We start from the raw sequence: 13,946 nt of genomic DNA, 5'->3' as shown, positions 1-13,946 counted from the left end.
CTTATTATATATTATCGTAAAATAATAATTATTTTCTTTAAATATTCTTATTCTTTATTAATATAACCTTACAAATAAACAAATAGTTAACAAAATTGCAAATTAACATTCAAAAAATATTGTTTTTTTTATACTATAAATATACAATATAGGACATTAATAATTATTATTTTAAGGAAAATTAAAGTGAAAGATTTACTCATTGAAATATTGGTTGAAGAGATACCGGCAGATTTTGCATATCCTGCAAGTATGAGTTTTAAAAAAATAATAGAAAATACATTAAAAAATAATGGTATTAATTTCAGTTCTGTTAGCTCATACACTACCCCAAGAAGATTAGCAATTTTAGCAGAAAACATAGAAGAAAAATCAAAAGATGAAGTAATAGAATTTAGAGGACCTTTATTTGAAAGTGCTTTTAAAGATGGTAATCCTACAAAAGCAGGAGAAGGTTTTTTGAAATCTCATAATATCAATGCTAATTCAGTAAAAAATATTGATGAAAATGAATCATTTGATAAACCATATATAAAAGAAGTAAATGGAAAAAAATATATATTTGTAAAAAAAGAAAAAAAGGTATAGAAACTAAAAAACTATTTGAAGAAAAACTAGAAAGTATTGTTTCAAGTATAGATTTTAAAAAGAAAATGAGATGGGGAAATAAAGATTTTGCTTTTGTCCGCCCAATAAGAAATGTAATAGCATTATTCGGAAATGAAATTATTAAAACTTCAGTTGCTGGAATAGAAACTAATAACAAAGTAACAGGACATAGACTTCTTTCTCCTGAATTTAAAGAAATTAATAATCCTAAAGACTATGAAAAAATATTATTAGAAAAGCATGTTATAGTATCAAGAGAAAAAAGGTTAGAAAATATTATAAATCAATTAGAAAATATAGAAAAAGAATTAGGTTTTGAAGCTGTTTCTAAGAAAAAAGTATCTGAAATAGTTGTAGATTTGACAGAGGAGCCTTACTTACTAACTGCAGAATTTGACTCTAAATTTTTGGAAGTGCCTAAAGAAGTATTGACAAGCGAAATGATAGAACATCAGAAATACTTCCCATTATGTAAAAAAGACGGTTCTTTAACTAATGTATTTGTAATAACAGCTAATCAGCCCAAAACTCCTCAGATAATAGCTGGAAATATAAGGGTTTTAACAGCAAGACTTTCAGACGGAAGATTCCTATACCAAGAAGATATAAGAAAAGGTATGGACGAGATGAATGAAAGACTTGAAATGCTTATGTTTAGAAAAGAGCTTGGAAGTGTTGCTGATAAAGTAAAAAGACTTGAGAAAAACTCTGAGCTTTTAATAACACTTTTAGGATATGAAAAAGATAAAGAAAATATACTTAAAGCTATTAAATATATGAAATCAGATTTAGTAAGCAATATGGTTTATAATTTCCCAGAGCTTCAGGGTATAATGGGAGGATATTTTGCAAAAGCTATGAACCTTAATGATGATATTGCTTTAGCTATCAATGAACAGTACAGACCTTTATTTGCTTCCGATGAAATACCTTCTAATGATACAGGTAAGGCTATAGCTATACTTGATAAAATGGATAATATAGCAGCTGGATTCTATGTAGGAGATATACCAACAGGTTCTCAAGATCCTAATGCTTTAAGAAGACAGGCTTTAGGTATCATTAATATACTTATAAAATCTAAAAAGCATGTTAATCTTAAAAAATTAATAGAACAGTCAATTAATTCTATGCCTAAAGATGCAAGAAATAATAAAAGCGAAGATTTAATAAAAGATATATTCGAGTTCTTTAAATCCCGTTTTGAAAATGACATTGATTTTTCTAAAGATTCAGTTGCAGGCGTTCTTTCTACAGGAATAGACGATATGTATGACGCTTACTTAAAAATAGAAGCCATTGATGAGTTTAGAAAGAAAAATGAGGCTTTATTCTCTAATCTTTTAATAGTATTTAAAAGAATTAAAAATATGATTAAATCTGCTAAAGATACTAACTTAGATGAATCATTATTAAAAGAAGAAGCAGAAAAATCATTATATAATACATATAAAGAAAAATTAAATGAAGTAAACAAACTTATGGAAAATAGAGAATATGAAAAAACATTTGCTTTATTAGCAAGTCTTTATGAACCATTAGACAAATTTTTCAAAGATATTATGGTAAATGTAGACGATGAAAAAATAAAAAATAATCGTATAGCTTTGCTTTCTTCAGTAGATAAAATTTTTAAAAATATGCTTGATTTCTCTAGTTTGGTAAAATAAAAAATAATTAAATAAATCATTATAAAAGGCACTTTCATTTATTATAAAATGGAGGTGCTTTTTTTATTAACTATATAATTTATCAAATATAAAAAAAATTTACATTTTCTTATTGTAATATTTTCTATATATTTTATTATATAATCAATACAAAAAAAGGAGCGAAAATGAAAAAAATTATATTAATTATGCTTATTATATCTGTTTTTGTATTTTCATGTTCTAAAACAGATACAACATCAAATCAGCAAGGAACATCTGAAGCAGGAACTATGGATATAGACTTTCAGGCTGTATTTGGCGAAAAAGCTAATGATGATAATAATTTAATGCAAAACTCATATTTAAAAGTTTCAGGAACTTATGGTACTATAGACGCTAAAGTTGATGCTGAAACAGGAGCTTCAACCCCAAAAGGAGCTACTAAATCTTGGGACTCATACAGATACGAAAATAAACAATATGCAAATAATAAAATAGAAAGAGGATTTGGATTCTTTGTACTTTACGGAGTGTCACCTGCTAAAACCTATAATTTTGACGGTATGACAGGAACAGGAATATCACAAAAAACTTTAGACGGAACTAATGGTCCTATGATTACAGGAACAGGAGTTACAAAAGATGAAACAGGAGTAATTACTATAAGATACGCTCATGCTGGAGGTCCTACAGTTTATCCTTGGGTATATGAATTAAAGTCTGATACTAACGGAATATTCAAAATAGGATATGGTTTAGATAATAATAAAATCAGCACTTCTCAAATTTCTAATGATATGAATTTTACTGATATTCAGATGGTTACTGATAAAGCTAAAGACGGCATACCTTATTGGCAGGGTGATTTGAAGGGTACTTTTGAAAATGACACTTTAACTTTGAAAGGTACATTAAAAGAAGTTAAATAAAAAATTATCAAACAAAAAAGGGCTTTATAGAAATATAAAGTCCTTTTTTTATTTAATTAAAAAATATTAAAAATTATTTTATTTATCAAATAAATTTTATTAGCTTATAATATATCAAAATAAAATTAACAGATGCTAACAATTTTTATAAAAAATGCATTCCTATATATAAATACTAAAAATAAATTATATACTTAAATGCGTCCAAGCCTCATAAAAATGATGAACAGGGCCATGCCCTTTTCCTACACTGTCAGTTTTGCCAGCCTTTAATGCATTGAATAAATACTCTTTTCCTAATTTTGAAGCCTCAAGAGGAGTTTTTCCATGAGCCATATAACTGCATATTGCTGCAGAAAGAGTGCATCCTGTACCATGAGTATTTTTTGTATCTATTCTTAAAGCATCTAAAAACTCTTTGCTTTCTTTACTCATAAATAAATCTCTTGAAAGCTCCCCTTCCAAATGTCCGCCTTTAAGCATAACATTTTTTGCCCCCATATTAAGTATATCATTAGCAGCTTCTATCATATCATCATCTGTTTTTATTTTTTTTGAAGTTAAATCTTCAGCCTCTGGTATATTAGGTGTTACAATAGTAGAAATAGGAAGTATATATTTTTTCAAACTATCCACTGCCTCCTCTAAAAGAAGTCTGTCCCCGCTTTTAGCAACCATTACAGGATCAACTACTATAGGTATATTCTTAGCATTATTTTTTAAAAAATCAGCAACCAGCTTTATTATATCACTATTAAAAAGCATTCCTATCTTTATGGCATCAGGTATAATATCATCAAATATGCATTCTAATTGTTCTTTTATAGCCTTTAATTCTATTTCATAGCAGTTTCTCACACCCTGCGTATTTTGAACAGGTAATGCAGTAAGTACGCACATTCCATAACAGCCCAAAGCAGAAAAAGTTTTCAAATCTGCCTGTATGCCTGCACCTCCGGAACCGTCAAATCCTGCTATTGTTAAAGCCTTTAACATTGTAAAACTCCTGTAATAATGAATAATATCATTTTAATTTTTCTATATATTTATCATATATAAATTTACATATCAATTTAGCATTAAATGCTGATAAATCACTAAACTCGCCTATATATTCATTGCCTATTTTTTCTAGTATATTAATAGAAAAACTTATTTTATAAGAACTAATAGACATAGAAGCATTCTTTATAATATGCCCCACCTCTATACTAGCTTCTTCAGGCGGCATAATAAATTTTAATCCTACCGGAGACATTTCTATTATCATACCATGAAGAATCTGTCTTACCCCGTCATGTCTAAATACCAATTTAAAATTATCTAAATTGTTTATTACTATATGTTTTAGTTTTTTAGGCTTAACTCCAGCTTTTTCTATCAAAACATTAAATCTATTTAAAAAATCTTTTTCATTAAAAGGCTTTAATAAAAAACCTGAAACACCTATTCTCATCATCTTAGTAAAAAATTCTCTGCTGGGATCTGCAACATGAACTATAACATGCACTCCATGATATCTGTCGTCTAAATATATTTTTTCAAGTATACTCTCCATTTCAGTATCATTTTCCCCAATTTCTATAATAGCAATAGAAAAAGGAAGTTTACCAAACATACTCAAAATATTATTTTTATCCTTAACAGCAACAACTTCATATCCTGCTGTAATAAGAATACTGATAAGACTATCTCTTATCTGTAAAGATGAATCATAAATTAATACTCTCATAATTTTATACCTGAAAAATTAATTATATTGTTATTACATTATATAATAGAAAAAATTAAAATCAATAATATATATAAACTTCATCACAAATGATAAAGCAAATAATTTCTATAATCTATATAATTTCTATAATCTATATAATTTCTATAATCTATATAATTTCTATAATCTATATAATTTCTATAATCTATATAATTTCTATAATCTATATAATTTCTATAATAACTTATTAACATATAATGCGGTATATTATACATTTAATAAAAAACTACTATAAAGTTTTTTATTAACAAAAATATATAAAAAGTTGTTTTTTTTCTTTAATTATATATAATAAAGACATGAAAACATCTGGATATAATTTATTTCCGCCTCTTTTAGGGCATATAAAAAATTGGTACAGCCATATTGATAGGATTAAGAATATGGGATTTGAATGGGTATACATTAATCCTATAACATATCCCGGATTTAGCGGAAGTTTATACGCTACAAAATATTATTATAAATATAACCCTGCTTTTTTCACTAGTTCTGAACAAGAAATAGCAGAAAAAGAGTTAAAAGATTTCATTGCATATTGTAATAATCAAAAAATAAAAGTAATGATAGATTTGGTTATTAATCATTCATCAAAAGATTGCAATCTTGTTAATGAACATTTTGAATGGTATAAAACCAAAGACGGAGTTCTGCAGTCTCCAGGAGCTTGGGATAATGGAAAATGGATTGAATGGGGCGATTTAGCTATGTTCAATAACAAAATAGATCCAAATGAAAAAGACGAAGGAGAAAATACTGATAACAATGATAATAAAGATAATCAAAACGGCAATGAAGAAAAAAATAATCAGAATATTAATGAAATATTAAATCCTATATGGTTTTATTGGAATGATTTAATAAAACATAATCTCAATTTAGGATTCAGCGGATTCAGATGTGATGCGGCATATAAAGTCCCTAAAAAATTATGGAAATATTTAATATATAATGCTAAACAAATTAATAATGAATCTGTATTCTTTGCTGAAAGTTTAGGCTGCTCTATGGAGGATACTGAGAACTTAATTGATGCCGGTTTTGATTATGTGGCAAGCAGTGCTAAATGGTGGGATTATGAAGGCGAATGGTTTATAGAACAGTATGACATGGCAAGAGAAAAATGCATGCAAGTAGCATTTCCTAGCAATCATGATACAAAAAGGCTTATTTCAGAATATGACGGAAATATATGGAGAGTAAAACAGACTTTCTTATTTACAGCAATAGTATGCGATATGTGGATGATAACCTTGGGTGATGAATACGGATTCTTAAAAAGATGCAATGTTGTAGGCGGTAATGAAAAAGATTATGAAAATATAAGCTATGATTTAAGCGAATATATAAAAGATATTACTAATTATATAAAAAATAACACTATACTTGCAGACTGCGGTAAAATAGTTTCCATTGACATAGAAGAAAAAAAGAAACTAGACAAATTGAAAAAAGAAACCGATACTCATTATGGATATTATGAACAAGAAAAAAATTATAAAGAAAAAAAAGAAAAAGATCCTTTTAGAAAGTTTTATAAATTTAATTTAGATGAAAGCGATAAACTCTTAATTATAGTTAATATAACTTCTAAAACTAGAAAATTAGATACGAAAGAATACGGCATAAAAGAAGATATATCATTTGAAAACAAAATAGAAAACATTACAGAAACTATAGATATATTGCCGTATGAATTAAAAATATTTACTTTATAGGTAAAAGTATTTGATAAAAAATAGGAAGTTGATTTTATGGAAGAGAGAAAATCTATAGACACTTTTTTTTCTGATTTATCTATGGGACTGCTTTTTGCTGAGAATACTAATGAAATAGACAGAGTTGTTGATTTATTCTTAGAAAAAACTTGCCAGTACTATAATTTTGATTGCGGAGAAGTGTATTTTCCTAAAGGCGATTATCTTATACTTAGAGGCGTATATGGAATAGACAGATACTATGTCTGTAAAGTTGATTTTCCAATATCGGACAATCATTGTAAAGATGTATTATATGATCAGAAAGTTTTTATAGGAGAAAATATTAATCATACAAATATGGAAGTATTTTCAAATTATTCATCTATGTTTGTACTTCCTATATTTTTCTATGCACATCCTATAGGAGTTGTAGTTTTTAGAAATAAAGAAAAAAAAATAGAATTCTATAACTCTATAGTTAACGAAATAAAAAATGTTATAGGACACTTTGCTGTATATGCTAATAATGTACTTCAAAGCGTAACATATAAAGAAAGAGATAAGCAATTAAAACTGCTTAGAGAATTATATTTGAAATTAAGCGAAGTTGATGATTTTGAAAATAATTTAAATCAATTAGCAAATGATATTGCAAATATTTTTACGGCTAATAGAGCATTTATAAGACTTAGAAATGAAAATGATGAATTATACACAAGATCTAGTTATGGCTTTCCTGATAATTTTGATTATTCAATGTTTGATGACAATGTTTATGTAGTAGAATTTTGGGATAAAGGGATATTCTATATAAATAATGCTGCAAACAATAAATATTATGAAAAGTTTAGAGGACTCATAAATAGATCCGTACTATTCAATAGAATATCTGTAAAAAATAACTGCATAGGTTATGTAGTTGTTATAGATAAAATACCGGATGCAGTTAATCCGCTTGGAGATTTTGATATAAATGATCTTAATTTATTTAATCCGCTTTTAGCCAATATAGCAAGCAGAATTTCTGAACATTATAACATTGTAGAATTAAGCAAAGCAAATGAAAAAAACATGAAACACATGTCTCGTTTGAATACATTATATGATATAAGCAATATTCTCTTAGAGCGTTCAAAAACAGAAGATATATTATTTTTACTTCTGACAATAGCAACAATAGGAGATGTATTTGCTTTTAACAGAGCATTTGCTTTTCTTTATGATAAAGAATTTAATGTATTTAGAGGAAGAATGTGTGTTGCTCCTACAAATGCTCAAGAAGCCGGTATGATATGGAGTAATATGCAAAAGCTGGATAAATATGCCCTTAGAGAAAAATTAATGCTTTCTTTTGATAGAAGAAGCATGGAAGATTCTTGGGATTTAAATCAGAAATTCTTAAATACTGTTATACCAAATAATGAAAACTGCAAATTATTCTTTGATGTATTCAACAATAAAAACAGCATCAATATAACAAATACAGATAATCAGGAAGTAGAACAAATAAAAAAATACACAGATATATTCGGATACTGTCCTTTCGCCATAATACCTATAATGAATGCCACAAACTGTATAGGTATGGTAGTAGTTGATAATTCTTATAATGGAAAGCCGATACCGGAAGATGATTTAGATTATTTAAAAATGTTTGGAAGGCAGGCAGCGGTAGCTTTAGAGTATTCATATCTTTATAATGAAATAGAAAAAAATAACAATGCTTTAAAAGCTGCTGAAAAAACATTATTAGATTTAAAGAGTTTGGCTATAATAGGAGAGATGAGTTCTTCTATGGCTCATAATCTTAGGAATTTCATAGTACCTATTGCTGGATTTGCTAATAGGCTTGTGAAGGTTAGTAAAGAAGAAAATATTAAAAACTATGCTCAGATAATAGCTAATGAGGTAGAAAATTTAGAAAATTATTTGAGAAGGAATTTATCATTTGCTAAAAGTATTAATCTGGAAGTTGAGAATATAAAAATAGAAGATATGATTAAGTACCTTACTATTTTAGCAAAAGAATATATTAAAAAAAGCGGAAAAAATATTAAATTCTATGCTGTCAAAATCACAAAAGAAGATGTTGTAAAATGGGATTATGACAGAATGAATGAAGTTATATCTAACCTGATAATTAATGCTATAGATGCCATAAATAACGGCGATGAAGATTCGATTATCAGTGTAATATTTGATGATAATGCTTACAGAGAATCTATGATAGATATAATAGTTGAAAATACTAATTCATATATAGAACCGGAATTAGCTGAAAAAGTATTTACTCCATTCTTTACAACAAAAAGTCATGGAGTCGGTATAGGACTTGCCATTTCCAAAAGAATAGTAGAAGCTCATGGCGGAAGTATGGTGATAAAAAGTGTTAATGAAAAATTTAAAATAACAACTTTTTTTGTTTCTATACCTGTTAGTTTAAATAATTAATAATCATTTTCCGATAATAATTGTGGGGGATAAAATATGGCTAAAATAAGCGAAGCTGCAAAAGCTGATTGTTCCAGAATGCAAAATAAATATAAAAATTTGCTTGCAGGAATAGAAGCAAAATTAACAAAAGCAGAAAAAGATTTACTTACTATAGAAGATAATTTTGAAATAGCTTCTAAAAAAATAGAGGCGGCCGTATTATATATTCAGGCATCTTCCTATATTGCAACTATTTGCTACATAGCTATAGAATTTATAGATGTTCGTTCTGATAATCAGCTCAATGATGGAAGAAGATATATAAACAAAGCTATTATGCTTTTAGAAGAAGTATTCGGAAATCATACTGATGATTCTCTTTCTTTAAACGAAGAAATACATGAATATTTTAAAGATAAATTATCTGATGAATGGAGATACAAATTTGTCTGCTCATTCGGATATATTATAGACTATTTCAAATACTGCTATGGAGAAAACTCTAAATGGCTTCAGAATTTTATAGAAATTGAAGCTAGATTTGCTACTATATGCAAAAATATGATAGATTTTAAAAACTATATTAAAGAGTTAAGTCCTGAATTGGAAGGATATAAATTCAGAGTAAAAATGATGGAGCTAGTAAAAAAATTATTGGCTTCCGCAGCTGAACAATACAGAACTAAATATGAACTTCAGGATAAAAGATTAGATGATATGAAAATGGCTTTAAATATCATAGCCTCCCTAAGAAGAATACATGTATATTTAAATGAAAATGAAGAATCCGAAGAGAAAAAGAAAATGTATGATCTTTGGAAAAAGAAAATGGATGCTGATATTAAAAAAATGAAATAATATACATATCTTTACAATTTTTTGCTTTTTAGTATAATAATAATACCTATGAAAATAAAAATTACTTTGATACTATCACTTATATTTATTGTTATTATATTAAAAATAGTAACATTTTCTAAGAACTTTGTAGAAAATTATTATTCAAGATTAATATACAAAAAAATAGCCGGAACTTTAAATCGTATATCTTCAAATTTTACTTTTTCATTAGGAGAGCTTCTGCTTTTTTTAATTATAATAGCAGTTATTATTTTTATTATAATAGCTTTCAAAAAATCATTTTTCAATGGGAATATCAAATCATTAGCAGATAAATCAAAAACGGTATTAAATTATTTATATATACTAGCCTGTTTTATGATTGTTATATATATAGTATTTCTTTTAGTATGGGGCTTAAATTATCACAGAGTTCCTTTAATAGATAATTATCCGCCGAAAGAAATCAATAATGATGATATATATTTACTAGCTGATACACTTGTAAGAAATATAAATGAGCTTAAAAATGAAATGAAATATAAAGAAATTAATACTAATTATCAGGCTTTAAATAGAATGATAGAATCAGAATATAATAAAGTTTTTGAAGAATTTGAGTTTTTAAATATGCATTATTCAAAAACAAAGCCTATAATGATATCAAAGTTATTTTTGCATCTTCAAATAACAGGAATATATTCTCCTTTTACATCTGAAGCAAATGTAAATATACTCATTCCAAGCATATCAATACCTTTTACAATAGCACATGAGATGGCCCATCAAATAGGTATAGCTTATGAGGATGAGGCTAATTTTATATCATATATAGCCTGTTCAAAACATACAGATCCTTTTGTCAGGTATTCTGCTAATTTTGAGGCACTTCTTTATGTACTTGGAGAATTAAAAAGAGATGAAAACTATGCACATTTGATGTCAAATTTAAATAGCGGCACTAAAGAAGAAATAAAAAAATATTATGAGTTTTGGCAGCAGTATATGGGAAATCTTTCTAAAGTAAGCCAAAAGGTAAATGATACATATCTTAAAGCAAACAGCCAAGATGACGGAATAAAAAGTTATTCAAGAGTTGTTAAACTTTTAGTGTTATATCATAATATTAACCCTTAATAAAATTTAAAGTTTTACGATAATAAAATTAAATACAATATAACGATAATAGGATATATTTACATGCGTTTAGATGAACCGCCTTATTTTTATCAATGCAAAAAATGTAAGAGAAGATTTACTGTAAGAAGAAAAAAATATACAATAAATTTATTGATAATAAAACTTAATCCTCAGAAATGTCCGTACTGCAAAAGTTCAAGAACTAGAAATATTGATGAGCTTGTAAAATAAAATTAAAACTTCCCAAACAAAAAATCAATTATTACTCTATTGAATTATTTTTTTATTTAATATATAAAATTAGTATTGAGATATAAATTCGGAGCTATAATTTTTATGTATGAAGAATTATTATTAGATAATGATTTACCCAAAATTGAAATATATAACAGCAAAAGAAAATTAGTTTTATTATTATTATTTTCTTCTGTTTTTATTGTAATTTCAATATTATCTTTTATGCATTCAAATTCTTATAAAAAAATATTATTTGTTATTAGTTTGTCATTTTTTTTAATACACTTTTTGATTTTGATAGTTAAGTTACTAAAATTAGGAAAGCCTATAATTGTTTTAGATGAAAATGGTATAATGTATAATATGCTATTAAAAAATAAAAATATATTTGTAAAATGGACTGATATTAGAGAAATATCTTTTTCAAAAACATTTATATATTTATACTTAAAAGAAGAAATCAGTTTATCTATAAATAGAAAAAATCCTAATGAACCTATTGTTTTTTATATGTTGGGATTAAAAGATCCTGTTACTATTCTAGCTATGATAACATATTATTTTGAAAAAAGCACTGGGGTTGTTTGATTATGAAAGATATTAATAAATTATTTTCAAACAGTAAATTTTCTGTTAAGGTTTATATTAATAATATAAGATTCTTTGCTGTAATGATGATAGGATTGATTATTGCTGTAATTTTAATAGATGTACTATTTACGAAAAATCCTGATGATGATATGAAAGCTGCCATTATATTTGTAGTATCTTTCTTTATGTTTGGAGTTATTATACTATCTATAATATTGATAAGAAGCGTTATTTTTAAAAAGGCTAGTTTCATATTAGATGATAAAGGAATATATTATAATAACTTACTAGTAAAAAGTTATATTTATGTTCTTTGGAAGGAAATAAAGGATTTGGATATTATAGGAAGCTATCTTTTTATTTACTTGAAAGATCCCCAAAGCTATTATTTTAGAAAGTTTAAAGGCAGGGTAATATCAGAAAATCCTCTGTATATACATCTAGGCGACTTAGATATAAGCAATAAATTTATTAATAGTATGTTTGACTTCTTCTATGATAATTATGATAATTACGATGACTTTGATGACAATAAAAATACCAGCAAAGAAGAAGATTATAAAAAATACTACAGAGATTACTATTAATAAATTTATTCTTTAGTAAATTGATTTTATTTAAAATGCCTGTTTATATCAAGTTCTCTCAAAGTTCTAATCATCTGCATTTCCATTTCTATTCTAAAATTATCATTTACAGCACTATTTACAACATTATTATTAGGGTTTCTCTGATGTATTTGAGATTTGATGGTAGAATTATTTATTCTCATCTGATTTTCAAGCATTCTGTATCTAGGAGAATATCTGCCGTCTATATCTCTTAATTTCTGTCTATCCCAATAACTCATATAGCCGCTTCCAAAGTAATGAAATCTTCCGTTTCTGTAATAGCTTTTAGTGTATCCGGGATTTGCAAATCTTGGTTTAGAAAGATCATTCTTATATGGATATAGAGGTATAGCATTTTTTGCTGTAGATGGTACAAAAGGTCTGACATTCCCTACTCTATTAGCCGGAGAATAATGATATTGAGAAAAGGCTAAACTTGCAATAGTCAAAAATATTAAAAATATTTTCATATATACCCTCCTAATTGTTTTATATTACTATTATATAACCATTCTGCAATAAAGCAATATAAAAAAAATAGTCCCCGCATAACAATATATTACACGGGGTATAAAGTTGAGCGATTAAAAAAATTATTTATTTTGGTATACTTTGTCTATTTCTAAAAAGCACTGAGTTCTTAATTTTTGTAAGTCTGCTGAAGCTTTACTTCTTGCATCTATTGCTGCATTGATAGCATTTTGATCTGGAGTTTCTTTTCTCATTTCAGCATTTATATTTTGAGTCTGAGTATATATTTCCACTCTTAAACTGTCCATTTGAGGAAAATATTTATCCTGTATGCTTCTTACTTGATCAATTTGCTCTTGAGTAAGTGCAGCACCATAATATCCGTAACCTCTGCCGTATCCTCTTCCGTAACCTGCACCATAACCGCATCCGCCTCTTCCATAACCTCCTTGACCATATACGCATCCTCTTCCATAGCCTGCACCATAACCTCTGCCATATCCTCTTCCATCACCTCTTCCATATCCTCTGCCGTATTGAGCGAATAATGACATTGAACCTAAAACCATAATTGCGATTGAGATTAATATTACTGCTTTTTTACTTATTTTGTTTTTCATAATTGTTTTCTCCTTTTAATTTATATATTTTCTTAAATTATTTTTTATTGATTATCATAAGCTATGTAATAATAATATTCATTGTAACTGCCGCTGTACCTTAATAGTCTTATCTATTTTCATAAACCTCCTTTCTCTTATTATTGACCAAATAAAGATACCGAAGCAAAATCATTATTAATGCTTAAATAAAATGATAATACCTTTTCTCCTGTTTTTTATTTTTTATTGTTTTGTTTTCTTATGCTTTATTAGACGATGACAAAATTAAAAAGTTCCCAAAAAAATATAAATTTACTAAAAAAAACAATTTTTTTATATACCAATAGCATGTATATA

Annotated in this window: 13 protein-coding genes and 1 pseudogene; 9 read left to right on the top strand and 5 right to left on the bottom strand. The window is 26.7% G+C overall.

The window, feature by feature from the left end:
- The first annotated feature begins 252 nt into the window (after positions 1–252).
- Both glyS and A966_RS03555 read left to right on the top strand, forming a co-directional pair.
- A pseudogene (gene glyS / locus A966_RS03560) lies at positions 253–2,279 on the top strand (glycine--tRNA ligase subunit beta).
- 167 nt (positions 2,280–2,446) lie between these two features.
- Positions 2,447–3,190: a hypothetical protein gene (locus tag A966_RS03555; protein WP_008722608.1), complete on the top strand. Its 744-nt coding sequence runs from the start codon at positions 2,447–2,449 to the stop codon at positions 3,188–3,190.
- A 186-nt stretch (positions 3,191–3,376) separates the two neighbouring features.
- Here A966_RS03555 and thiD read toward each other — a convergent pair whose 3' ends face one another.
- The 3 genes from thiD to A966_RS13395 form a co-directional block, all read right to left on the bottom strand.
- Entirely contained in the window at positions 3,377–4,186 is an 810-nt protein-coding gene (thiD, locus tag A966_RS03550) for a bifunctional hydroxymethylpyrimidine kinase/phosphomethylpyrimidine kinase (RefSeq protein WP_008722606.1), read from the bottom strand.
- Between the two features lie 28 nt (positions 4,187–4,214).
- Positions 4,215–4,922, bottom strand: a complete 708-nt coding sequence (locus A966_RS03545; RefSeq protein ID WP_008722605.1) for a PleD family two-component system response regulator — start codon at positions 4,920–4,922, stop codon at positions 4,215–4,217.
- 83 nt (positions 4,923–5,005) lie between these two features.
- Positions 5,006–5,179, bottom strand: a complete 174-nt coding sequence (locus tag A966_RS13395; RefSeq protein ID WP_176719997.1) for a hypothetical protein — start codon at positions 5,177–5,179, stop codon at positions 5,006–5,008.
- Positions 5,180–5,263: 84 nt separating this feature from the next.
- Between A966_RS13395 and A966_RS03540 the strand changes: the two genes are divergently transcribed.
- From A966_RS03540 to A966_RS03515, 7 genes are all read left to right on the top strand, one after another.
- Positions 5,264–6,682 (top strand): alpha-amylase family glycosyl hydrolase, encoded by a 1,419-nt coding sequence (locus A966_RS03540; RefSeq protein ID WP_039955449.1) that lies wholly within the window; start codon positions 5,264–5,266, stop codon positions 6,680–6,682.
- 36 nt (positions 6,683–6,718) lie between these two features.
- On the top strand, positions 6,719–9,115 hold the full coding sequence (locus A966_RS03535) for a sensor histidine kinase (protein ID WP_008722601.1): 2,397 nt from the start codon (positions 6,719–6,721) through the stop codon (positions 9,113–9,115).
- Between the two features lie 36 nt (positions 9,116–9,151).
- Entirely contained in the window at positions 9,152–9,955 is an 804-nt protein-coding gene (locus A966_RS03530) for a hypothetical protein (RefSeq protein WP_008722599.1), read from the top strand.
- A 48-nt stretch (positions 9,956–10,003) separates the two neighbouring features.
- Positions 10,004–11,074 (top strand): DUF3810 domain-containing protein, encoded by a 1,071-nt coding sequence (locus A966_RS03525; protein WP_008722597.1) that lies wholly within the window; start codon positions 10,004–10,006, stop codon positions 11,072–11,074.
- A 63-nt stretch (positions 11,075–11,137) separates the two neighbouring features.
- Entirely contained in the window at positions 11,138–11,308 is a 171-nt protein-coding gene (locus tag A966_RS13525) for an FmdB family zinc ribbon protein (RefSeq protein WP_008722595.1), read from the top strand.
- Between the two features lie 105 nt (positions 11,309–11,413).
- Positions 11,414–11,902 (top strand): STM3941 family protein, encoded by a 489-nt coding sequence (locus A966_RS03520; protein ID WP_008722593.1) that lies wholly within the window; start codon positions 11,414–11,416, stop codon positions 11,900–11,902.
- A 2-nt stretch (positions 11,903–11,904) separates the two neighbouring features.
- A complete protein-coding gene (locus A966_RS03515) occupies positions 11,905–12,492 on the top strand; it encodes a hypothetical protein (protein ID WP_008722590.1) in 588 nt (195 codons plus the stop codon).
- 26 nt (positions 12,493–12,518) lie between these two features.
- Here A966_RS03515 and A966_RS03510 read toward each other — a convergent pair whose 3' ends face one another.
- Together A966_RS03510 and A966_RS03505 are read right to left on the bottom strand one after the other, a co-directional pair.
- A complete protein-coding gene (locus A966_RS03510; protein WP_008722588.1) occupies positions 12,519–12,986 on the bottom strand; it encodes a hypothetical protein in 468 nt (155 codons plus the stop codon).
- A gap of 123 nt (positions 12,987–13,109) precedes the next feature.
- Positions 13,110–13,607, bottom strand: a complete 498-nt coding sequence (locus A966_RS03505) for a Spy/CpxP family protein refolding chaperone (protein ID WP_008722586.1) — start codon at positions 13,605–13,607, stop codon at positions 13,110–13,112.
- Between the last annotated feature and the right edge of the window lie 339 nt (positions 13,608–13,946).

The sequence above is a fragment of the Brachyspira hampsonii 30446 genome, from assembly GCF_000316195.1.
In the GTDB taxonomy this organism is placed as follows: domain Bacteria; phylum Spirochaetota; class Brachyspiria; order Brachyspirales; family Brachyspiraceae; genus Brachyspira; species Brachyspira hampsonii_C.
Note: the sequence above shows the minus strand (reverse complement) of the source record. Positions and strands in the feature narration are given on the sequence as shown.